The 22,281-nt window shown below is 56.5% G+C and carries 18 protein-coding genes and 3 riboswitches; of the genes, 10 read left to right on the plus strand and 8 right to left on the minus strand.

Annotation, left to right across the window (positions count from 1 at the left end):
- Positions 1-38 precede the first annotated feature (38 nt).
- Complete coding sequence (locus HMPREF2625_RS11125) at positions 39-173, plus strand: hypothetical protein (RefSeq protein WP_256387814.1); 135 nt, start codon at positions 39-41, stop codon at positions 171-173.
- On the opposite strand, the gene HMPREF2625_RS00830 is transcribed toward HMPREF2625_RS11125, so the two are convergent.
- Positions 170-862 carry an SDR family oxidoreductase gene (locus tag HMPREF2625_RS00830; RefSeq protein WP_070520594.1) on the minus strand — a complete coding sequence of 231 codons (693 nt, stop codon included), beginning with the start codon at positions 860-862 and terminating at the stop codon, positions 170-172. The genes HMPREF2625_RS11125 and HMPREF2625_RS00830 overlap by 4 nt on opposite strands.
- A 236-nt stretch (positions 863-1,098) precedes the next feature.
- Between HMPREF2625_RS00830 and HMPREF2625_RS00835 the strand changes: the two genes are divergently transcribed.
- On the plus strand, positions 1,099-2,850 hold the full coding sequence (locus HMPREF2625_RS00835) for an MFS transporter (protein ID WP_070520597.1): 1,752 nt from the start codon (positions 1,099-1,101) through the stop codon (positions 2,848-2,850).
- Between the two features lie 187 nt (positions 2,851-3,037).
- Here the strand turns inward: HMPREF2625_RS00835 and HMPREF2625_RS00840 are convergent, their stop codons facing one another.
- Positions 3,038-5,182 (minus strand): AMP-binding protein, encoded by a 2,145-nt coding sequence (locus HMPREF2625_RS00840; protein WP_070520889.1) that lies wholly within the window; start codon positions 5,180-5,182, stop codon positions 3,038-3,040.
- A 5-nt stretch (positions 5,183-5,187) separates the two neighbouring features.
- A riboswitch (SAM riboswitch) is annotated at positions 5,188-5,304 on the minus strand.
- A 292-nt stretch (positions 5,305-5,596) separates the two neighbouring features.
- Positions 5,597-6,700: a hypothetical protein gene (locus tag HMPREF2625_RS00845; RefSeq protein WP_070520600.1), complete on the minus strand. Its 1,104-nt coding sequence runs from the start codon at positions 6,698-6,700 to the stop codon at positions 5,597-5,599.
- 327 nt (positions 6,701-7,027) lie between these two features.
- Here HMPREF2625_RS00845 and HMPREF2625_RS00850 point away from each other — a divergent pair, with 327 nt between their 5' ends.
- The 3 genes from HMPREF2625_RS00850 (at position 7,028) to HMPREF2625_RS00860 (ending at position 11,193) form a co-directional block, all read left to right on the plus strand.
- Entirely contained in the window at positions 7,028-8,119 is a 1,092-nt protein-coding gene (locus tag HMPREF2625_RS00850) for a C4-dicarboxylate ABC transporter substrate-binding protein (RefSeq protein ID WP_070520603.1), read from the plus strand.
- 325 nt (positions 8,120-8,444) lie between these two features.
- Positions 8,445-9,638 carry a C4-dicarboxylate ABC transporter substrate-binding protein gene (locus HMPREF2625_RS00855; protein WP_070520606.1) on the plus strand — a complete coding sequence of 398 codons (1,194 nt, stop codon included), beginning with the start codon at positions 8,445-8,447 and terminating at the stop codon, positions 9,636-9,638.
- Positions 9,639-9,972: 334 nt separating this feature from the next.
- Positions 9,973-11,193, plus strand: a complete 1,221-nt coding sequence (locus HMPREF2625_RS00860; RefSeq protein WP_070520609.1) for a zinc-dependent metalloprotease family protein — start codon at positions 9,973-9,975, stop codon at positions 11,191-11,193.
- Between the two features lie 119 nt (positions 11,194-11,312).
- Here HMPREF2625_RS00860 and HMPREF2625_RS00865 read toward each other — a convergent pair whose 3' ends face one another.
- The 3 genes from HMPREF2625_RS00865 to HMPREF2625_RS00875 all read right to left on the minus strand — a co-directional run bounded on the left by HMPREF2625_RS00865 (position 11,313) and on the right by HMPREF2625_RS00875 (position 14,308).
- The gene (locus tag HMPREF2625_RS00865; RefSeq protein WP_070520612.1) at positions 11,313-12,266 is read right to left on the minus strand and encodes an ABC transporter permease; all 954 of its coding nucleotides are present in this window, start codon (positions 12,264-12,266) and stop codon (positions 11,313-11,315) included.
- Positions 12,266-13,318, minus strand: a complete 1,053-nt coding sequence (locus HMPREF2625_RS00870; RefSeq protein WP_070520615.1) for an aliphatic sulfonate ABC transporter substrate-binding protein — start codon at positions 13,316-13,318, stop codon at positions 12,266-12,268. Before HMPREF2625_RS00870 ends, HMPREF2625_RS00865 begins: the two co-directional genes overlap by 1 nt.
- 177 nt (positions 13,319-13,495) lie before the next feature.
- Positions 13,496-14,308, minus strand: a complete 813-nt coding sequence (locus HMPREF2625_RS00875; protein WP_070520618.1) for an ABC transporter ATP-binding protein — start codon at positions 14,306-14,308, stop codon at positions 13,496-13,498.
- Positions 14,309-14,312: 4 nt separating this feature from the next.
- Positions 14,313-14,396: riboswitch (SAM riboswitch) on the minus strand.
- A gap of 167 nt (positions 14,397-14,563) precedes the next feature.
- Positions 14,564-14,673, plus strand: a riboswitch (SAM riboswitch).
- Between the two features lie 104 nt (positions 14,674-14,777).
- Between HMPREF2625_RS00875 and HMPREF2625_RS00880 the strand changes: the two genes are divergently transcribed.
- The 5 genes from HMPREF2625_RS00880 (at position 14,778) to HMPREF2625_RS00900 (ending at position 18,748) form a co-directional block, all read left to right on the plus strand.
- A complete protein-coding gene (locus HMPREF2625_RS00880) occupies positions 14,778-16,205 on the plus strand; it encodes an LLM class flavin-dependent oxidoreductase (RefSeq protein WP_004006498.1) in 1,428 nt (475 codons plus the stop codon).
- Positions 16,206-16,330: 125 nt separating this feature from the next.
- The gene (locus HMPREF2625_RS00885; RefSeq protein ID WP_141745398.1) at positions 16,331-16,768 is read left to right on the plus strand and encodes a YchJ family protein; all 438 of its coding nucleotides are present in this window, start codon (positions 16,331-16,333) and stop codon (positions 16,766-16,768) included.
- A 38-nt stretch (positions 16,769-16,806) separates the two neighbouring features.
- The gene (locus tag HMPREF2625_RS00890; protein ID WP_246826567.1) at positions 16,807-17,466 is read left to right on the plus strand and encodes a hypothetical protein; all 660 of its coding nucleotides are present in this window, start codon (positions 16,807-16,809) and stop codon (positions 17,464-17,466) included.
- Positions 17,459-18,202 carry a hypothetical protein gene (locus HMPREF2625_RS00895; protein WP_070520628.1) on the plus strand — a complete coding sequence of 248 codons (744 nt, stop codon included), beginning with the start codon at positions 17,459-17,461 and terminating at the stop codon, positions 18,200-18,202. The genes HMPREF2625_RS00890 and HMPREF2625_RS00895 overlap by 8 nt, the downstream gene beginning before the upstream one ends.
- Positions 18,203-18,226: 24 nt before the next feature.
- Positions 18,227-18,748, plus strand: coding sequence for a hypothetical protein (locus tag HMPREF2625_RS00900; protein WP_070520630.1), 522 nt, complete (start codon positions 18,227-18,229; stop codon positions 18,746-18,748).
- Positions 18,749-19,064: 316 nt separating this feature from the next.
- Here the strand turns inward: HMPREF2625_RS00900 and HMPREF2625_RS00905 are convergent, their stop codons facing one another.
- Entirely contained in the window at positions 19,065-20,534 is a 1,470-nt protein-coding gene (locus HMPREF2625_RS00905) for an NCS2 family permease (protein ID WP_004006503.1), read from the minus strand.
- Positions 20,535-20,815: 281 nt separating this feature from the next.
- Positions 20,816-22,279 (minus strand): NCS2 family permease, encoded by a 1,464-nt coding sequence (locus tag HMPREF2625_RS00910; protein ID WP_070520634.1) that lies wholly within the window; start codon positions 22,277-22,279, stop codon positions 20,816-20,818.
- Positions 22,280-22,281: the final 2 nt, after the last annotated feature.

Consider the following 22,281-nt stretch of genomic DNA (forward strand, 5'->3'; position numbering starts at 1 on the left):
AACCTGAAATGACAAGAGAGCGGTCGGGCGCAGACACAGTGGCACGTACCAAACGCTCCGTTACCCCGGCGCGCGAGCCAACCTTGCGTGAGAGAAAAACACGCCCCGAACCCGTGAAGAGGCTCGGGGCGCATCCGCACTCAGCCGGGGCAGGCGCATCCGGCAAACCCTAGCGCAGCTGTGAGCTTGACGGTGCCTGAGCGAGAGCCTGCCGAATCTCGGTATCGCCGCCGGTGAAAGGGATGCCCTTGCCGATCGTGCTGGAATCATCGACCACCTCAGTGAGCACCCGTGCCACGGTGGCACGCGGGGTATGGGAGCTCAAATCGGAGTGGTACACCGGATCGACCCCAACGCTAATACCGCCTTCATCCTCAGTCGTGAGCATGCCGGGACCTAGAATCGTGTACTCCAACCGGGTGCCGCGAAGATGCTGGTCAGCTTCCGCCTTAGCCTCCGCATATGCGAAGAACGGGTTATCTGCGGGTACCCCGTGCTCGGTTCCGGCCCCCAAATACGAGACCATAATGTACCGTCGAAGACCTGCCTGCTGTGCCGCCTCCATAGAACGAATTGCGGCGTCACGGTCAATCGCATAGGTGCGTTCAGGGCCACCTACACCGCCCGCACCTGCGGACCACACCAGCACTTCTGTATGTAAATCCTTGAAGAGCTGCGCCATCTCCTCGGTGCTCAGGGTGGTAATATCGGCAACAACCGGGTTAGCGCCGGTCGCCATAATATCTGCCGACTGATCTTCACTACGAATAATAGCGTTCACCGTATGTCCGCGTTCACGAAGCATCGGCTCGGCCAGAAGAGCAACCTTGCCGTGCCCGCCAATGATCGTAACGTTAGCCATCGTATCCTCCTGTGTGTTGAAAAATACTTGTATATCCAGGCTAGGCTTGCTGCGCCGCAATGTCTATGGTTTTTCTGTGCTTCCTGAGAACAACAGATACCCGAGTTCCCTGTGCTGATGCGCTCAGACAGCGCCGCATGATGAGAATTCTCGTGCGGGGCTCAAGACGGCGTTATGATGAAGTGCTAGGTTTTTATTGCCCGGCGGTACCGCCGAGAAGACAAGGCAGGGGATTTATGGCAGAGCCAGCCGCATCAAAGACGCACCGCAGCGCACCATCAATGGAGCAAACCGCCGAGAAACCGTGGGTTGCCATGTGGTCACTCGTGATCGGGTTCTTTATGATCCTGCTCGATACCACTATCGTCACCGTGGCGCTGCCCCATATGCAGCATGAGCTCAACGCCTCGCTCTCCGCCGTGATTTGGGTGACCAGCGCCTACCTGCTCGCCTATGCGGTGCCGCTGCTGATTACCGGTCGCCTGGGCGATAGGTTTGGGCAGAAGCAGATGTACCTGCTCGGTATGGTGGTCTTTACCCTCTCTTCGCTGTGGTGCGGGCTCTCGACCAATGTGGAGATGCTGATCGTTGCGCGCGTGGTGCAGGGGATAGGCGCCTCAATTATGACCCCGCAAACCATGTCCATTATTACGCTCATGTTCCCGCCGCATAAACGCGGGGTGGCAATGAGCGTGTGGGGCGCGGCGGCCGGTATCGCATCGCTCGTGGGCCCTATCGCTGGCGGCCTGCTCGTGGACGGTCCCGGCTGGACGTGGATCTTCTTCATCAATATCCCTATCGGTGTGGTCGGCACCTATCTGGCGGTACGGAATATCCCGCATTTCCCCTCCAAACAGCACAACTTCGACTGGCTGGGCGTGGTTCTCTCCGCTATCGGCCTGTTTCTGATGGTCTTCGGCATTCAGGAGGGATCCACCTACGACTGGGGCACTATCACCGATTCGCTGTGGGGAACCGGAATCCCGGTGAGCGTATGGGGCATGATTATCGCGGGCATCATCGTGTTCACCCTCTTTATTGTGTGGCAGGCTGTTAACCGCAAAGAACCGTTGGTGCCGCTGGGGCTCTTCAAAGACCGCAACTTCTCGGTATCGAATATTGCTATCGCGGCAATGGGCGCGCACACCCTCACAATGGCATTCCCAACTACCATTTACTTCCAGCAGGTGCGCGGTATGAGCCCCACTCAGGCGGCACTCATGACCGCCCCGCTCGCCCTGTTCTCGGGTGCGCTCTCTCCAATCATTGGTAAGCGTTTAGGCACGTCAAACCCCAAATGGTATGCGGTCTCGGGGTTTGCCCTGCTGGTAGTCGGATTTGTTGTTCTGCGGGCTCTGATGACGGCGGATCAACCCCTCGCGCTTCTGCTCATACCCTTTGCGATCTTGGGTATCGGCAACTCTATGATTTGGGGTCCGCTAGCGGTGACCGCAACCCGCAACCTGCCGCCTCGTTTAGCCGGTGCCGGGTCGGGCGTGTATAACGAAACTCGTCAGGTTGCCGGTGTGCTCGGTTCGGCGGGTATCGCCACTCTCATGGGCGGTCTGATCGCCGACCAGATTGCGCAGACCATGCAGCGGATGCGCCCCTCAGGTACCGGCGCAGGCGGAAGCGCCATGAACACTCCCGCCGTCGGCAGTGAAGGGATGTCCGGCGGTCAGGTTCCCGACTTCCTGCGCGAACCTATCGCCACCGCGATGAACGACTCACTGATGCTGGCGCTGGTTCTGGCAGTCGTGGGCATGGTCGCGTGTCTCTTCTTCGCCAAGCCGGTGGATAAAGGTGCGTGGACATCCGGGCAGAATGCCGCTGAGCCACAAACGGAAGCTGACTCGGCACGGGACGGCTCAAACTCTTCCGGTACCGATCCTGATGCAGAGGTGACCGCCTCCACCGAGGCACGCCCCGCAGACGAGACGCAACCGATTTCTTCGGAAAAGGACGCAAAAAATCCTTCTAAGCCATAATTCCATTTGAGGAATATACTATTTGACTAGTGTATATAGCCAGTGCGGCATATAACCAGCAGGTTATATGCCGCATTGTAGTTTCATCAGGGTATTGAGGGCGGGAGCTATTGCCTCCGCAAAACACTCGCGCTCGCAGAGAACCTTTCTATCAGATTCGGCGCGATGCCGCTGCCGAGCGTAACCCCTATGCCGCTTGATCCTCGGTGAACGCATCCGGGTCTACTCGCCCGGTTTCTACGAGCACCTGTGCGATAGCGCCGAGCGCCTCCTCATTCTGAAGCGAAGAAATATCGCCCAGCTTATGCCCCTGGTAGAGCTCACCCAGCAGACGGCGGGTAATCTTCCCTGAACGAGTCTTAGGAATATCGGCGACCGCGACCACATCCTTGGGTTTAGCGATAGGGCCAATATGCTCGCGCACATGCTGGGTGAGTGCAGTCTTCAGCTCGTCTTCGGTAAGTGCCCGACCTTCGTCGGTGAGCGTCACATAGGCGACTGCCTGGTGGCCGGTTAGCTCGTCCTCCACGGGGCACACGCCAGCCTCCACCACGGCCGGGTGCGTCACGAGCGCAGACTCAATTTCGATGGTCGAAAGGCGGTGCCCAGAAATGTTGATCACATCGTCGATGCGCCCCAGGATGTACACGTTGCCCTCATCATCGACCTTCGCACCGTCACCGGCGAGGAACCAGCCGCGCGTACCGTAGTGCTTCCAATAGGAATTCAGGTAGCGTTGCGGGTCGCCCCAGACAGTGCGTGCCATGGAGGGGCCGATCTTATCGACCACAATGAAGCCCTGTTTGCCGGGCTCAACGAAGTCACCGTGCTCGTCCACCACGCGCACCGAGACTCCGGGGACTTCGCGGGTGGCGCATCCGGGAAGGGGAGTGCAGTGCGGGGTACCTTCGGGGAAGGTCCCTTCGGGCGCGAAGGCGGGGTCGTGTGGCCGTGGGGAGCAGATGGTCGAGCCGGTCTCGGACTGCCACCATGTATCGATAAACGATGCGGTACCCCCACCCACGTGCTTGCGCAGCCACTTCCACGCCTGAGGGTTAATGGACTCGCCCACAGACCCGAGCAGACGCACGGATGAGAAGTCGTATTTTCCGGGTTCGGGGCCGTCAGGAAACGCCCCCATGAGGGAACGAATCAGGGTTGGAGCGGTGTAATAGTTGGTGACGCCGTAGCGTTCGATAACCTCGAAATGACGACCGTAATGCGGAGTATTGGGGGTACCCTCGAAAATAACCTCGGTCACCCCGTTCACAAGCGGACCATAGATTTCGTAGGTGTGCGCGGTCACCCACGCGAGATCGGCGGTACACCAGTGCACAGTCGATTCAACCTTCGCCGGGTCGTTCACGGCAGACAGTTCATCGGGGCGCAGCACCCCATCGTCATCCACATAGTCCGGCAGCAGATCGTACAGCAGCGCGTGGGTGTATGCGGTCTGCACCAAATACCCCGCCATCGTGTGCACTAGGCCCTTGGGTTTGCCCGTGGTGCCGGAGGTATAGATGATAAACAGCGGGTCTTCGGCATCGTGCAGCTCGTACTCATGGGTATCGGGCTGATCGTCCACCAGGTCGTGGTACCAAATATCGCGCCCGGTCGTCCAAGGAACCTGCGCGTGTGCCACGGGGTCTGCGGCGCTTGTCCGGTCCACCACGATCACGTGCTCGATATTGTTCTCACCTGAGCATGCTTCATCGGCATTCACCTTAACGGGCACGACCTTGCCTCGGCGGTTCTGCCCGTCGGTGGTGATCAGAACCTTCGCGCCGGTGTCTTCCACCCGGAACTTCAGCGCCTCCGCCGAGAACCCGCCGAACACGAGCGAGTGAATTGCGCCGATCCGCGCGCACGCAAGCGTGAAAATAATGGTTTCGGGAATAACCGGCAGGTAGATTACTACACGGTCGCCTTTACGCACGCCGAGTTTGAGCAGGCCGTTGGCGGCGCGGGCGATGCGTCGCTGCAGTTCGGCGTAGGTGATAGCTTCACGGTCACCGGGTTCACCCTCGAAATAGAGGGCTACTTTGTCGCCGCGGCCCGCCTCCACGTGGCGGTCCACGCAGTTGTAGGCGACGTTGAGTTTGCCGCCCTCGAACCACTTAATCTCGGGTACGGAGTATTCTTCGATGCCCTCAGCATCGGTTCCGATAACCTGCGGTTTCTGGAAGGTATGCGCGTTGTCCCAAGTCTTGCCCCAGGTTAGGCGCTCGGCTTGTTTTTCCCAGAACGCTACCCGCGCCTCGTCAGATTCGTGCGCGGGGTTGGGGGTGGGTGCTAGAGGATTCGTGAATGAAAAGGGGGAGGGAAGTCCCACAGTATCTCCCATCGGTTACTGGCGTTAGCACCTTCGGCGTTATGAAGGCGCATGATGCGCCACCGCAGGCGAGGTTGCTGCGACGTCGTCGAGCCAGGTCTCTCGGTCGCTCTAGATGGATTACCAATCTAGTAAACCCTGTAGCTGGCGCAGGTGCAAAGACACCCCGTCATATTGCGCGTGTATGCGCCACGTTCGTAACATTCCGCAACATTGCACCCATGCCCACGCATCCACACCACACCCCAATACCGCGAGCAGGTAGGATTTTGTCGACAAGGTAGGATTTTCCTACCTGCTCGGGTCAAAAACCACCTGCTCGCGAACAGCACAAGAAAAACACTCCCACCGGGATGCGCCTCGTCAAGAGGATTTACCCGGCGGGAGTGCCGTTTACTCACCCAAAATTACCGATTAGTTCTGTTTTTGTGCGTTGGTTGAGCCTTTCGAGGCTCCGTTAGGGTTTTTCTGCCCGGATAACCAGTCGTTAGGATCGATCTGAATGTCGTTACGGACGGTGAAGTCGCTCTCTTGATCCTTGTTTTTCTGGTCACCCGTTGATCCCGTCGAGTTGGACTTTGACTTGTCGCTGGGGGTGCTGGGAGTGCTCGGATCTGGATTCTCAGGTTCGCCAACATGATCGATGGATGCCACAGCCTGCTGACCGGTCAGGTCAATATCGCTCTTGGGGGCACCGTTCTCAGGCTCATAGCGCAGAGTACCGTTGAGGATCGTCAAGGTGGTGGTCACACCGTAGCGTTCGAGATAGAAATCTTCAAAATGTGTACCGAACTGGCTGGCCAAGATCTGGTTGTAGACCTGAGTCCCGCCGCCGTTATGACTGGAAGCTACAACATCATGGTCAAGCGTAATATCGACGTAGCCTATCAGCTCATTGCCGTTGGCGGTCATCTCGCTGAAGTAACCGTGCATAGCACCACCGTTGAAGGCGACGAGCTGGGGATTATCGCCGTTTTCTGGTGTGGGATTGACGACGAGGGAAACCGCAAAATCGTCAGTATTTTTATTCCAGCCCGGGGGTTCTGCCCCGTCGATCTCGGCCCAGTCGGGGAAAACGAAACGGTGCTCCAAGCGCAGGCGCGCACCGGCGAGTAGGGTAGTGGTACCCGAGTAGTATGTCTGCTTACCGTCTTTAGTGGTTGCCTTGGGCGCTGAGAACCAGAAACCTGCACCGCCCCACTTTGCCTTGCCGATGCTGCCGCCGGGGGTAAACTTACCGCCACCAGCCGAGTAGAGGCCACTGGAACCTGCCGGAACGCTGGCGTGCTCGTTCTCAACCGGGCCGCTAAATGAATCTAGCCCCAGGAAACTGTTAGTGTCTAGTTCCTGGTGGGTGACGAACGCCTGGGTAAAAATACCGTAGTCAGGGCGTGTGTCATCATACGAAGCCGCATAAGCCGGAACTACAGCGGAAGAAACAATAATTGGGGTTGTCCAAGCGGCGCCCGCCAGAACACGACGGCGCGTCAGACCTCCCCGCGTAGATGCGTGGGTCACAATGACTCCTATGAGTGGTTGGGTGAATAAGTGGCGCTCGGATTACACGCCAGTAATAATTTTACGGGATATACCCCAAAAATCCTAAACAATGTAAGATACACATGAAATCTTTACGATAAAACGCTTACTCGCCCCGATCTGAGCATCCTCAAATTACGCGGAAGATATTCTGTATTCCGCGCTCATTTCGGACCTATTGTCGTGTGTATGTTCCGGCAAGTCTCTGTGTTTCACCGCCGTACGGGCGCATCATTCTGGGCTTGCGGGCTGCCGATATGAAGATTTCGTATTTACTCAACATATACATCTAAAGGACTCACTCTCATGAAGATGCGTCGCACGGCGCACCTGACGCTGGCGGTTGCCAGCCTGGTGCTGCTGAATATCCTGCCCACCTCCGCTGCCTCGGTTCCCGCCTATGACACTGATGGCGATGGTATTCCCGATTCTTGGGAGATGTACGGTTACGATGCCGATGGCGACGGCGCTATTGATGTCGATTATCCCGCGATGGGTGCGAACCCTAACCATAAGGACGTATTCGTCGAGATGGATTACATGCCCGGCGAACTCGGCAGCGACGAAGAGTTGGATCGTATCGTGCAGTCATTCGCTGCGCTCAAGATCAGTAACCCTGACCGAAAACCGGGTATTAACCTGCACCTGGATGCCGGATCTGCTCGGAGCGCTCGGTACAATTTGGGCGGCGGTAACGAGGTGTCGCATCAGGGGCTGCGGAATATGGGCGATTGGGCGCGTATTAAAGCCCATAATTTCGACCCTGCCCGTGAAGGCATTTTCCACTATATGATCTGGGGCGACTACCACGGAAACAACAGCTCATCGGGTATGGGTTACAAGCACAAGGCCGGGTTCGTTGTGACTGTCGGGAAAACCTATTGGGGCGGTGCCAGCAGTGATATTCGCGTGGGCACCTTCCTGCATGAGCTCGGGCATAATTTGGGGCTTGATCATGGAGGCAACGATGCTGAGAATAGCAAACCCCACTACTTCAGTGTGATGAACTATGATTATCAGCTCACCGGAGTTCCTATGAAAGACGGAACGTTCTATTTTGGGTACTCCCAGACAGACGCGCTAAGCCTTGATGAGTCGGCGCTCAGTGAGCGGCGCGGGTTCGGCTTCAAAGCGCGCGGATACCTCTATGAGGGCAAACCTGCAGATCGAAACATAGACTTTAATCACAACGGTAAGATTGATGATGTGCCCGTCGCCAAAGACCTCAACAACAACGGATACGAGAGCGTTCTGAGTGCACCCAGTGATCTAAAAACGATGCGGTTCCCGGCCCAAGCTGTCAGTCACGGACGTGGGATAAGCCCTGAACCTCCACCAGAGATTGAGATTAATCTCATAACGGCTGATGATGCACGAGAGCAAGGTCTTATTCGCTAGCCTTGTATGCTGCCAGCGTGCGGGAGTGGGTTATGTTGCCAGAAACCTTTACTTATTCCTGTGATATGGTCCGCTCCCAAAACTTGTTTTATGTCACAGATTTATAAAATTTTACGGTGCTAGGATGCAGGTGAAATCTTAATCTATCGGTTATTCATATACAACCGTTCATATACCACTCTCTTGCTCAAACGGCACCACAATGCCACTAATGCGCATCGTCGCATGTGGGAATCTGCCACACCATAGGTTCCCTACCATGAATACCGCTCACTCATAGAAAGATTTCCTCTCGCTCAACACAACGACACAAGGAATATCTCTCATGAAACTACGTACTATAGCGCGCCTGATGCTGGCATTCGTCAGCCTGGTGTTTCTCGTCCCTCTGAATTCCCTGCCCGCCTCGGCAGACACGTTGCCAGTCGCCCCTGGTAACCCGGGTGTCGCCCCGAAGGTGGCTTCACCTGATACGGATGGTGATGGGCTTTCCGACAGCGTGGAAATCAACGGATACGATGCTGATGGTGATGGTAGACCTGAAGTCGATTACAAGAAAATGGGTGCAAATCCCTACCACAAAGACGTATTCGTTGAGATGGATTATATGCCTGGCGAGCTTGCCAGTGAGGAAGAGCTGGACCGCATCGTGCAGTCTTTTGCTGACTTGAATGTTACTAACCCTGACGGCAGGGCAGGCGTTAATCTTCACCTAGATGCAGGTTCTGCCCGGAGTGCCAAGTATAACTTGGGAGGCGGCAACGAGGTTCCGCACCAAATGCTCACCAACAATATGAAGTCTTCTGGGGAATTGGCAAATATCAGGGCTCGTAATTTTGATTCTGCCCGCTACAACAGCGGTTTCGACTACATGATCTGGGGCGATTACTATGTGGATAATAAAACCGGAAATCGAAACTCATCAGGAGTAGGGCTTCTAGGCTCTCCCGGTTTCATGGTGACCGTTGGGAAAACCTATTGGGAAGGAGCCAACAGCGATATTCGCGTGGGCACTTTTATCCACGAGCTGGGGCACAACCTCAACCTGAAGCACGGCGGTACTGACGAATTCAACGGCAAGCCTCAGTACTACAGCGTGATGAATTACAACTATCAGCTCACCGGCATTCCCAAGGCGGACGGAACCCGATACTTCGGATACCTGCAGCAGGATATGCCGCCCCTCAAGGAGTGGGCACTGAACGAACGCGACGGCCTTGGCCCCCAAGCGAGCGAATACCTGTATACGTACAAAGATAAAAATGGGAAAGACGTTACTCAACCCGCAAATCAACCCATCGATTTCAATCGGAACGGCGTTATTGATAATTCTCCGGTCTCGGTAGATCTCAATGGCGATGGGATACTAAATGAGCTAACTGCTCTCAGTGATCTGAAGAAGCTCAACTTTGATATGACGCCTACTCAGGCTGGAGCTGGCGGTCCTGTGGCTCAGCCTGAAGCGGAAGAAAACCCGGTCACTGCGGATGACGCCCGCAACCTGGGCCTTATTCCCTAAATCATTCGGCGTTCTTCCCAAAACGGGGGCGAAGAGGTGTAGCTGCTGAGGGATGTTATTCCGAGCGTGCGAGGACATACATAACATTCCGAAGCTGGCGAGGCAATGAGTCAGATGAAACACGCTCTCGCTGCACCTCTTCGCTCCCGGGCTTTACCCCGCACAACCGTTCATATACCACTTTCTTGCTCAAACGGCATCGTGATGCCGCCCAAGATGTATTCGCATTCGAGAACCCGCAACACCCGCAGGCTCTCGCCGATGAATACCACTCACTTCACTCTCTATTTAAGATTCCCTCTCACTCAACACAACGACATAAGGAATATCTCTCATGAAATTACGTACTATAGCGCGCCTGATGCTGGCGTTTGTCAGCCTGGTGCTTGTTGCTCCTCTGAATTCTCTGCCCGTTTCTGCGGTGGAGGCGAAGCCTGCTCAACAGCCTGCACCCGCGCAGAACCAGAATATAGATCCCGTTCAGGACCCCAACTCGGGTGATCGCGACGGCGATCATATTCCCGACGAGCTGGAAAGAGACGGGTACGATATCAACAACGATGGCATACCAGAGATCGATTTCCCTAAGATGGGCGCGGATCCCAACCATAAAGACATTTTTGTCGAGATGGATTATATGCCCGGTGAGCTTGCCAGTGAGGAAGAACTGGATCGAATCGTGCAATCTTTCGCGGATATAAATATCAGCAATCCCGACGGCAGAACGGGTATTAATCTGCACTTGGATGCCGGTGCCGCCCGGGGACCTAAGTACAACTTGGGAGGAGGCGAACAGGTCAAGTGGCAAGTGCTCAGCGACGATATAGGTAACAACCCTGGGAACTGGGCCAGGTTTAAAGCTTCTCATTTTAATCAGCGTCGTGATGGACTCTTTCATTATATGGTTTGGGGCGACTACTACGTGCAACAACAAAATGGGGAGAGCGGTTCATCAGGATTGGGACAATTGGGAGGTCGTGATTTCATGGTGACTGTGGGGAAGACACACTGGAATAACAATAAAGGTAATATGAGCGATATTCGCGTGGGTACTTTTATTCACGAGCTGGGACACAACCTCGGCCTGCAGCACGGTGGTGATGCCGATGAGAAAGGCGAAAAAGGTAAACCACAGTACTTCAGCGTGATGAATTATAACTATCAGCTCACTGGCATTCCCAAGGCTGATGGAACCAAATATTTCGGATACCTTCAGCAGGATATGCCGACCCTTAACGAATGGGTCTTGGACGAACGCAAAGGCTTTGGTCCCCAAGCTCGTGGGTACCTGTATCGGCCCAATCCAGAGGCCGTACCGAGGCCAGCGGATGGACCTGTCGATCTCAACGGTAATGGCGAAATCGACCATGGAATCTACGCTCTTGATCTTAACCGTGACGGAATGAAAGGCTGGCTGACGGCACCAAGCGACCTGAAAAAATTGAGCTTTGGAGCTGTGTTTGGACGAGGTGCTGACGAGACTATCCCTGAGCCCAAGGTGGAAATAAACCCCATCACCGCGGATGATGCCCGCGAAATGGATCTCATTTCCTAAATAATTCGACGCTTTTCCTAGAACGGGATCGAAGAATTGCAGCGGGAGCGTTAAACACGCTCCCGCTGCAAACTATTGCTCCCGGAATTTACCTCGCCGAGTGTGTCCGCTTCACAGTCTTAGTGAGTGGGGTACTTCGCCTTCACCCAGCGTTCAAAAACGCCGATGAGCCCATCCGTGAGCTTGCCCAAGATGGCGAGCAGCACAATTGAAAGCAACAGCCGGTCGGTGCGCCCATTATTCTGCGAATCCGTCAGCAGATACCCCAGACCCATAGAAGCCCCCAGCAGCTCCGCCGCAACCAGGAACAGCCAGGCCTGAGCGAGCGCCAGCCGAAGCCCGGAAACCACCGACGGGAGCACGGCAGGCAGCTGAACCGTCGTGAAGAGGCGAATACCCTTGAGTCCGAATGCTTGTGCCGCCTCCACGAGTTTCACATCAACGTGCGCCAACGCAGCCGAAACGGTGGTGTACACGGGGAAGAAAGCGCCAATGGCAACCAGCGTTACCTTAGAGTTTTCGCCGATCCCCACCCACAGCAGCAGAAGCGGAACCCACGCCAGCGAAGGCACGGCGCGCAGGGCCCCAATCGTGGGTGCGGCTACAAGCCGCGCGGGTACCGAAAGCCCAATCAACGCACCCAAAACCAAGCCCAATACGGCGCCGATCAAGAATCCCAGCAGGACGCGCTGCGTCGAAATTGCTACGTGAGTTAGAAGGTCACCGCGCTGCGCTAGCTCAAAACCGGCGGCAATCACTTTCGTGGGCGAGGGCAGCTGAACCGCCGTAAACACCCCGGCGGTGCTCAGACCGTGCCAGAGAGCAATCAGCGCAACCGGCAGCAGCAGACCCACCAGCTTCTTCGGTGAAAAACGCTTTACCGACGTATTTACACGGGGTTCACGTGATTTTTTGCGGGTGCGCGTATCCGAATTTTCCGGATGCACCCCCGCAGGTGCCGCCGCTCCTTCGGCGACCGCGTCCAGCACTTGAACCTTCTGGTCTGAACTCTCCTGAACCGCTGACTCCCGTATCGAAGCCTGCCCGCCAGAACGTTTAAGAGTCACACTCATTACTTGCTCACCGCCTTCTGAACTTTCTCGACTGCGGCACGATCAGCCTTCTTCGCAAAGCTGTTATCCACAATGCTGCCCAGCGCCTGGTCCACATCGGATTGGCTGGGAACGTCGCCGGATTCCACCAGAATCGGGCCAACACCCTTGAGCACCTGCACCTGTTTATCCCCCGGAACCGGGTCAATATCCAGGTGGGTACGCTCCATCACGAGCTTGGCGGTATCGGGTTTAATACCGGATTCTTCTTCAACAATGGTGGTGGCTTCTTCCGTGTTCGCCAGCGCCCACTGCCGGGCGTATTCGTAGACGTTCACGATCGCCTGCGCCGCATCCGGGTTATCTTTGAGGAAAGATTCGGTGGCATTGAGGAACCCGTACGTGTTGAAGTCCAGGTTGCGGTAGAAGAGCACATCCTGGTTTTCGACCTCGGCGCTCGCCATGATCGGGTCAAGTCCGCTCCACGCGTTCACCTGCCCCTTATCCAGTGCGGTGCGCCCGTCGGCATGCTGGAGGTTTTGAATCGTCACCTCTTTGGCAGAAATACCTTCTTGTTTGAGCGCCTGCAGGAGCAGGAAGTAAGGGTCGGTACCCTTGGTAACCGCCACCGATTTGCCCTTCAAATCGCTGACTTTCGTGATGCCGGAATCCTTCGTTGTGACGAGTGCCGACCATTCGGGCTGCGAATACAGGTCAATAACCTTGATGGGCGAACCATTCGCGCGTGCCAGCAGGGCAGCGGATCCGGCGGTTGAGCCGACGTCGATATTCCCGGAACGCAGCGCCTCGTTGGCTTTATTAGACCCTGCTGACTTAACCCATTCGACTTTCTTGTTCTGCTCTGAGAGCACGGTCTCTAGCCAGCCCTTTTTCCTGATAATCAGCGAGAGCGGGTTATAGGTTGCGTAGTCAATGGTAACTGTGTCTTTGCTCTTGGGTGCACCTGCACCGGGTGTTCCGGCGCCTTCACCGGCGCATCCGGCAAGAACGGTGGTGAGAGCGGTAAACGCGAAGAATCCTTTGAGGGCTTCGGCGCGGGTGATGGGTTTCATGGGGGTTCCTTGGGGTAGCGTTACGACTGAATATAGAGCGATCATTCGCTCGGTAAGTGTGTAAAATCCACAAAAATTCACGGGAGGGGAGAGGCTAAGCACGCCGGATTTGCCGAAATTACTCGGGCAACCGCCAGCTTGCGGCTATAACAACGATGCGCGTGCGGTCCGCAAGACCTAGCGTTCGTTCACGCCCAGCTCGGCAAGAAGCTCGGCGCGCAGGCTCGTGAGTTTACTATCGGCGCGATCACGCGGTCGTGGTGTATCTATCGTGACGATGCGCTGGATCGTGGCGGGCGCATCGGCTGAATTCTTACCGAGTACGATCACCCGGTCCGAGAGGTACAGCGCTTCTTCTACATCGTGCGTGACGAGCAGAATCGTGGTCGGGTCTTGCCGGTGAATGTCGAGCAGTAAATCCTGCATATTGATGCGGGTCAGCGCATCGAGTGCACCGAACGGTTCATCGAGTAGCAGCACCCCGGGGTTGCGAGCCAGCGCCCGCGCCAGGGAAACACGCTGTGCCATGCCGCCGGAAATCTCGCGCGGATGGTGGGTTCCGTACTCGCTTAGCCCCACAAGATTCAGCAGGCGCTGCACATCTCTTGTGCCTTGAGATTTCGGGGTTCCCGGCGGCAGCCCGAGCGCCACATTATCGGCGACGGTGCGCCAGGGCAGTAGGCGCGGTTCCTGAAAACCGATCGCCACGCGGTCATCAAGCCCCTTCACCTCGCGTTCGCCAATGCGCACTCGCCCGCTCGTGATGCGGTTCAGTCCGGCGGCGGCACGCAGCAGCGTTGATTTGCCGCATCCTGACGAACCGATCACCGAAATAATCTCGCCTTCTGCGGCGGTAAACGATATGTCACGCAGAACTTCGTGCGTGCCTTTGCCCGGCTGTGGGAAAGACTGGCCTACGGACTCGAAGGCGATAGGTTGTGCCGTGGTGTTCTGTGCCGCGGTGAGTACGGCTGCATGTGTTTGCGTCATCTCACGTCCATCGTTCCTGGCGTTAGCACCCGCACTCGGGTTGCTGCGATGTCGTGGAGCCAGGTCTCTCAATCGCTCTGGATGGGTAATACCCTTCAACGGTAGGGCAGAGCGCCCGCGGTGCGCCAAGAATATGTCGCAAGATGTCTTTACGTTGCGTTTGTGGTGCGTAACATTACGGGCGACAGTCACAAACATTAATATTCGTCATAATATCGCACCAACCACGACACCCCTTATACACTCAAAAACAAGGATTATGAGTCCCGGCGTAAAGCTCTGGCTAGCCGGGCGGCAACCCTCTCCCGTAGCGGGGTGCTCCAGATGATGATCTGGCTTCAAGGGACACGAAGCAAGTACGGCGCGAATGCGCCACCTGCACGACTTGGAACACCAAGAAGGTCACCACTTATAAAGGAGGCGGCGCGCGGGGTGCAGGAATACCCGAACATTCGCGAAAGGAACGTAGATGGCTGAGCAGAAGAAGCGCATCGCAGTTAACGCATTCGACATGACCTGTGTGGGTCACCAGAGCTTCGACCTCTGGCGCCACCCCCGCTCCCGCGCTACCGAGTACAACACCATCAAATACTGGACCGACCTGGCACAGATCCTTGAGAAGGGCTTCTTCGACGGCGTATTCTTAGCCGATGTTGTGGGCATCTACGATATTTACAAGAACTCCGCCGCACCCGCTATCGAAGGTGGCGCGCAGGTGCCCGTGAACGATCCGTTCATGCAGATCTCCGCAATGGCTGCCGTAACTGAGCACCTAGGCTTTGGCGTGACCTCAGCCGTCACCTACGAGCAGCCCTATACGCTCGCACGCAAGTACGCTTCCCTTGACCACCTCACCAACGGGCGCGTGGGCTTTAACGTGGTGACCTCATACCTGCCCTCCGCCGCCGAATGCCAGGGCCTCGAAACCCAGATTGAGCACGATACCCGATACGAACTCGCCGAAGAATTCTTGGATGTCTGCTACAAACTCTGGGAAGGCTCCTGGGAAGACGGCGCGGTCGTCAAAGACCGCGAGAAGGGCATCTACGCCGACCCCGCCAAGGTGCACCCGATTCAGCACAAGGGCAAGTACTTCAGCGTGCCTGGTGCGGGTCTAACCGAACCCAGCCCCCAACGCACCCCCGTGATTTTCCAGGCGGGCGCATCCAGCCGCGGGCAGAAGTTCTCGGGCAAGCATGCCGAAGTTGTGTTTATCGGTGCGCTCCGCCCCGATCTGACCCGCATTATTACCGACCGTATCCGTGACCGTGCCGAAGAGAACGGCCGCGGCCGCGACGAAATCAAGGTTTTCGCGATGCTCTCCATCATTGTGGACGAAACCGAAGAGAAGGCGAAGGCAAAGTACGAAGAGTACCGCAAGTACGTGAACCTGGAATCTTCGCAGGCCATTATCGGCGGCTGGTCCGGCGTGGATCTTTCCCAGTTCGACGAAGACGAGGTACTCAACTATGTGAAGACCGAGTCGATTCAGTCCTTCCTCACCCCCTTCACCCTGCAGGCCAAGGATAAGCAGTGGACGCGTAAGGATATTGCCGAGCACTGCACTATTGGCGGTATGGGCGAGGTTATTGTGGGCGACCCGCAGCAGGTGGCCGACGAGCTTGAACGCTGGATTGATGAAGGTGGCCTGGACGGTATTAACCTGGCATACCACGTTTCGCCCGGCTCCTTCGAGGACTTCATCGAGTTCGTGGTTCCCGAGCTGCAAAAGCGCGGGCGCTACCGCACCTCCTATGAGGGTGAGACCCTGCGCGAAAGCCTGTTCGGCAAGGGACAGACTAAGGTTGCAGACTCCCACCCGGCCGCGAAGTACCGCGGCGCCTACGTGGGTAAGCCCTCCACAGCAGACACCCCGGCACGCGCGATCGCGAACTAACCAACTCTGCTTCGTTTCCTCCACAATATATTGAAAACAGTGCAGAACCCGCCCCTCTCCGGTTTGACCGCCGGGATGGCGGGTTCTCGCATGCCCGAACCTGGTAGCCCTTTAGAATGGGGTGCATGAGCGAAACAACCCTATATGATCCTCAAACCCGCTGCCCCTGCACAAGTGGCGAGGTATACGGTGCCTGCTGCGGGCGGTACCTGGGCGAGTTTGCCGCATCCGGAACCCTGAACGCGCCCACGCCGCTGGCTCTGATGCGCTCGCGATTTACCGCCTTCGCCCTGCACGATGCGCCCTACCTGCTGGCAAGCTGGCACCCGCACACGCGCCCCGCCGAGCTAACGCTGGATGAAACGCTGCGCTGGTACCGGCTGGATATTCTGGGCTCTTCGGGCGGTCCCTTCGATGCGGCGGGCACGGTCGAGTTCGCGGCGTACTACCGCTCAGTTCCCGGCACGCCCGCCGAAGAACGTGTGAAAGGTGCCATGCACGAAAAATCCCGCTTCGAGAAAGTAAACGGCACCTGGTACTACCTAGATGGCGAGGTCAGCTAAGCGTTTCCCCATCGTGCGGCATGGCAGAAATATTCCTCTTGTGGTATGTTTTTGCCATGATATCGGTCGCGGAATATGCCCAGCACGCCGGGGTGAGCCCCCGAAGCGTGCGTGCACGCCTTGAACGAGGATCTTTGAGTGGACAAAAAATCGCCGGGCGGTGGATGGTTTCAGATAACCCGCACGAGCATCACTCCGCACATGGGCGCAAAATCTCGATGTCATCCTTCAATCAACTTGCCGCCTATCTTGACGGTAACAGTGCATCCCTTACCCCCGATGCACGCCGCCGTGCCAAAGAACGTGCACATAACCTCTCCGAACGTGGGGTAGAAGCTCTTAGGCAGTATGCAGTGCGTGCAGATGCGAAACTTCAATTCTATGCTGTGCCTTCTGCTGACCTGCATGACTTGATGGACGAACGAACATTAGCGCTTACGGGTGTCAGCCACGAATATTCGGAAATTTACGGGGCTACCGTAGAAGCATATGTGACTCCCCACAATCTCGAATCCCTGAAATTTATCTACGCACTGCGTGAAGTTCCGGCACAGGATGCCAACGTTATTCTTCGCGCAGTCAAAGAGTTGCCTAAGATTCGTCCCTTGCACGTTGCGGTTGACCTCCTAGTTTCCAAAGACCCGAGAAGCGAGCGGGAAGCGGAACGCCTGATGAAAGAACTCATAAACCGTGCATGACCAGAAAACGATGAAAATCCCAGCCCAGGGCGCAGAACTTGAATCCTGGCTTGGGTTGGCAGACATTTCCGATCTAGTTCCTCAGGGTTGGTCCCTCGCCGGTGGAAGCATGATGAGGTTGCTCGCGTGTGAGCGTGGATATGAGGGCTCTCGGGCAACCCGAGATATTGACGTTGTTCTTAATATTCGCGCTCGACGTCGGCTTATTGGGGAATTCGTCCACGCACTCAAGAGCACAGGATTCGTCATTGATGGGTATAACGCTTCCGGGCAAAACCACCGATGGGTGCGAGGCTTAGCTCAAATTGATATTTTGGTACCTTCGGGACAATCCGAGAAAACCCTGTCCTATGACTTTTCCGGGCTGGGAAAAGTCCTGATGACTCGTGGTGCCCAATTTGGCATAGACCGCACATCGTCAGTTGCTGTGGAATGCGCGGGTCGCACGTTCTTGGTGAATCGCCCCGATGCCCTGGGGGCACTCTACGAAAAATGCTCAGCCCTTTTGAATAATGGCGACACACATAAACAACGCCATCTTCATGACATTTTGGTGCTTGTATGCCTGCTTTCAACCTCTGAACGCCGAGACCTGATAGGACTTAGCGGCAAACAAAGGTCAAGACTGGCATGGGGGCTGCGCAGAGCTTTAGCGGAACCCGGTATTGGCCGTCCTCGTGAGCGTGAGATGGCACAGGATATTGTGAGCTTCCTTGATGAAAGTCTCAAAAACTAGTCCTGTGTTTGCTATGTTTATGCCATGAGTGACGTTATCTCGCAGGAATCTTTCGACGCGCTCGCCCTCTATTTCAACGGGGGAGGGCACCTGCTTACCCCGGATGCGCGCCGCATCGCCGCCGAACGCGCCCGCATCCTCTGCACTTGCGGGCTCGATGCACTCCGGCAGTACACGCACCGCACCGGGATGACTGCGCACTACTACGTGGCACCCTACGATACGAGCGACTTGCTGCGAACGGGTGCGGATGCGCTCGCGCTCACCGGGGCTCGGCACGAACTTTCGGGGATGAAAACCCCTCTGATAGACGCCTACATTCTGCCCAGGGACCTCACAAAGTTTGCCCCGAATTGGGGTTTGGAACCTGCCCCTCCCGCGCGGGCGAACGTGATTCTGCGCAAGGTTTTTACCCTTCCGCGGGTGCTGCGCCTGCACGTGGCGGCAGACCTGCTGCACGCCTGCGATATTGGCGTGGTGGATGAGCGTGCACAAGAGGGGGCCGAGCGCATTATGAAAGAATTATGCCGCCCAAGCGAACGGTAGAATTCTCGATTAATCTGAGCCAGCCCGCGCCGTCTCTGAGCAAGAGGGCGCGGGCTGGCTCGCATTCAAACGCGTTGTCTGCGTGTATAGGTGCGCTGAATTGGGTTTACCTGAAAGTAAACCTATGCGAAGAATACCAGGAAAAACAGGTGAAGTTGTATACCTGCAGCCGTGAAATTTCTGACGTTTTCGAGTGCATATCCACACCCCCGTAGGTGTATAAAAAGGCTCTTTTTGAATAAAGCGTAGTTTTCCGCCGCTTCTCTTCAAAAAGAGCCTTTTTATACCCGATATATACCCGGGATTTCAGCCAACGCTAGTGCGTGAGACCGTTGATAATACCCATGCCGAAGTAGATAACGAACACCGCCGACACCACGTACATGAGCCAGTGCACCTCGCGCCCGCGACCCTGAACCAGGCGGATAAAGGCGTAGGAGACGAACCCTGCACCAATACCGTTAGCGATCGAGTATGACAGCGGCATGAAAATAATGGTCATGAACGCCGGGATACCCAGGCCCCAATCTTGCCAGTCGATATGCACGGCCTGGCGCACCATCAGGAACCCAACAACTACCAGAGCGGGGGCGACCGCCTCAAAGGGAACGATCGTCACCAGCGGCGAGGCGATAATCGCCACCAGGAACAGCACACCGGTTACGATATTCGCCAGACCTGTGCGGGCACCCTCACCAATACCGGTTGCCGACTCCACAAAAATCTGGTTCGCAGAGCCGGATGCGCCGCCGCCGACCACGGAACCGACCGCATCCACGAGCAGCACCTCGTTAATGTTCTCGACCTTGCCGTCCTTATCGATGGTGCCCGCTTCGGTTGCTAAGCCTACCGAAACGCCCATGGCGTCAAAGAAGACCGAGAGCAGAATAGCGAACACCAGCAGGGATGCGCCCAGCACGCCGATAGCGCCGAACGCGCCGAATCGTGCAGACCCGATAAGCGAGAAATCGGGGGCTGAGAAGGAAAAATTATTGAGCGCGGGAACGTTGAGCGACCAGCCGGTCGGGTTTCCTTTGCCGCTGCCGATATGGAAAACCGCCTCTAGGATGATAGACAGCGCGGTAGATGCCACTACGCCAATGAGGATAGCGCCGCGCACATTGCGGATAAACAGGGCGATGGTGAGGAAAAGACCGAAAATAAACACGAGAGTAGGCCAGCCAAGTAGGTGACCACCCACGCCGAACGAGACGGGAACGGTGGTTCCTGCGGCATCCGGCATGCGGCGGATAATCCCGGAATCAACCAGTCCGATAAAGGCGATAAAGAAGCCGATTCCCGCCACGATTGCGGTTTTGAGGCTCTCGGGGACCGCCTCGAAAACGGCGGTGCGGAAGCCGGTGAGGACCAGCACGGTCATAATAAGACCGGCGATAATCACCAAGCCCATAATATCTGCCCATGTCAGCCCGGGGGTGGTTGCGATCGTGGACGCCAGCAGCGCGTTGACGCCCAGTCCCGCCGCCATCGCGAAAGGCTGTTTAGCAATAACACCCATGAGGATAGTCATCACGCCGGCGACGAGCGCGGTGACCGCGGCGACCTGCGGCACGCCAAGGGTATTTCCCGCCGAGTCTGCGCCGGTGCCGATCACCAGGGGGTTGAGGACGACGATGTAACTCATAGCGAAGAACGCGGCGAGACCGCCACGAATCTCGGCTGAAATAGATGAGCCTCGTTCAGTGATTTTGAAGTAACGGTCCAGTGCGCCGCCCGATGCGTTGGGCTTGTGTGCCTGGGGAGCCGCGGTGTTCTCAGAAGACATTCGTGAAAATCCGTAGATACTCTCGTAGGATGCGCGCGCGGGTTTGCGCCGCAATAAGAAAAGCGTCCAACCCTCATGGCGGGTGTGACGCTTTTGTTACCACATTATTCTATGACGTTTAACCCTCAACGCGCTACTGACAGGAAGTTCCCAGGTCTTTAGCGGGGTGTGGGGACGTATTTCTGCCTTAAGCGGTAAAAATGGGTGATAAAAAGAGCCTTGATCGTGACTGAAGTTTTCACGATCAAGGCTCTTTTTATGGGGGAGGGAAAAGAGATGCTCTAACGCATCCACCCCTCAATCAGGCCCATTCCGAAATGCACCGCAAAAACTGCCGAAACCACGTACATGAGCCAGTGCACCTCGCGTCCGCGACCGGTCGCCACACGGATAACCGTGTACGAAATAAACCCGGCACCAATACCGTGCGCAATCGAATACGACAGCGGCATGATGACGATCGTCAAGAAGGCCGAAATTCCCAGGGCAAGATCGTTCCAATCAACATTAACCGCTTGGCGCACCATCAGGAACCCGACGAACACCATTGCGGGGGCGACCGCCTCAAAGGGGACAATCGTCACCAGGGGAGAGAGGAAAATAGCGCCCAGGAAGAGCGCACCCGTCACCACATTTGCCAGGCCCGTGCGGGCACCCGCGCCAATACCGGTTGCCGACTCCACGAATACCTGGTTGGTTGAGGTTGAGGTGCCGCCACCGGCGACCGCGCCCAGCGCATCTACCAGAAGCAGACGGTCAATGTCTTCGATCTTGCCGTTTTCATCAATAGAACCGGCTTCGACCGCCATACCCATGATAGAGCCCATAACATCGAAAAACGCCGAAATGAGGATGGTAAACACCAGCAGAATTGAGGCCATCGCGCCCAAAGAACTGAAGGCACCGAAAAGATCTGCGGAGAACAGAAGCGAAAAATCAGGCAGACCAAAACCGCTGCCGTCCCAGGTGGGCACGTTGAGCGACCAGCCAAGCGGGTTAGCCTGCACGCTGCCGGAGGGGGCTACCGCCTCCAGAATAAGCGAAAGTGCCGTGGATGCGAGCATGCCGTAGAGAATAGCACCGCGCACCTGACGAACATACAGAATAATGGTCAGGAATAGCCCCACAATGAACACGAGAGTGGGCCAGCCAAGCAGATGCCCGTGAACACCGAACACGACAGGGGTTGAGCCGGTATCTGCACGGCGAATAATTCCGGCGTTCACCAGCCCAACAAAGGCGATAAAGAGCCCGATACCCACCACGATTGCGGTTTTGAGGCTTTCGGGCACGGCGTCGAAAACGGCGGTGCGGAAACCGGTCAGCACGAGGGCGGTCATGAGCACGCCCGCCCATACGACCAACCCCATAATCTGCGGCCAGGTGAGGTTAGGAGTCGTGGCTATCGTGGTCGCCAACAGCGCGTTCACGCCCAGTCCCGCCGCCATCGCAAAGGGGTGTTTGGCGTAAACGCCTAGAAGAATGGTCATCACGCCTGCAACAAGCGCGGTCATGGCGGCAACCTGCGGCACGCCGAGGGAACGTCCGGATGAATCGGGCGTGAGGCCGAGAATAAGCGGGTTGAGCACCACAATATAACTCATGGCGAAGAAGGTCGCTAAACCGCCGCGAATTTCGGTGCTGATAGTTGAGCCACGCTCGGTAATGTTGAAGTAACGGTCCAGTGTGCCGCCCGAACTGCTGGGTTTAGGCGTCTGGGGAGCCGCGGTGTTCTCAGAAGACATTC

Origin of the sequence: Rothia sp. HMSC064D08, from assembly GCF_001809525.1 — a bacterium.
Taxonomy (GTDB): domain Bacteria; phylum Actinomycetota; class Actinomycetes; order Actinomycetales; family Micrococcaceae; genus Rothia; species Rothia dentocariosa.

Bases quoted from the DNA above. Each gene is read 5' to 3' on its own strand.
- HMPREF2625_RS00880 (WP_004006498.1), top strand. From the start codon at position 14,778: ATGGCTGAGCAGAAGAAGCGCATCGCAGTTAACGCATTCGACATGACC.
- HMPREF2625_RS00850 (WP_070520603.1), top strand. From the start codon at position 7,028: ATGAAGATGCGTCGCACGGCGCACCTGACGCTGGCGGTTGCCAGCCTG.
- HMPREF2625_RS00870 (WP_070520615.1), bottom strand. From the start codon at position 13,318: ATGAAACCCATCACCCGCGCCGAAGCCCTCAAAGGATTCTTCGCGTTT.
- HMPREF2625_RS00875 (WP_070520618.1), bottom strand. From the start codon at position 14,308: ATGACGCAAACACATGCAGCCGTACTCACCGCGGCACAGAACACCACG.
- HMPREF2625_RS00855 (WP_070520606.1), top strand. From the start codon at position 8,445: ATGAAACTACGTACTATAGCGCGCCTGATGCTGGCATTCGTCAGCCTG.
- HMPREF2625_RS00860 (WP_070520609.1), top strand. From the start codon at position 9,973: ATGAAATTACGTACTATAGCGCGCCTGATGCTGGCGTTTGTCAGCCTG.
- HMPREF2625_RS00905 (WP_004006503.1), bottom strand. From the start codon at position 20,534: ATGTCTTCTGAGAACACCGCGGCTCCCCAGGCACACAAGCCCAACGCA.
- HMPREF2625_RS00885 (WP_141745398.1), top strand. From the start codon at position 16,331: ATGAGCGAAACAACCCTATATGATCCTCAAACCCGCTGCCCCTGCACA.
- HMPREF2625_RS00835 (WP_070520597.1), top strand. From the start codon at position 1,099: ATGGCAGAGCCAGCCGCATCAAAGACGCACCGCAGCGCACCATCAATG.
- HMPREF2625_RS00830 (WP_070520594.1), bottom strand. From the start codon at position 862: ATGGCTAACGTTACGATCATTGGCGGGCACGGCAAGGTTGCTCTTCTG.
- HMPREF2625_RS00900 (WP_070520630.1), top strand. From the start codon at position 18,227: ATGAGTGACGTTATCTCGCAGGAATCTTTCGACGCGCTCGCCCTCTAT.
- HMPREF2625_RS00910 (WP_070520634.1), bottom strand. From the start codon at position 22,279: ATGTCTTCTGAGAACACCGCGGCTCCCCAGACGCCTAAACCCAGCAGT.
- HMPREF2625_RS00865 (WP_070520612.1), bottom strand. From the start codon at position 12,266: ATGAGTGTGACTCTTAAACGTTCTGGCGGGCAGGCTTCGATACGGGAG.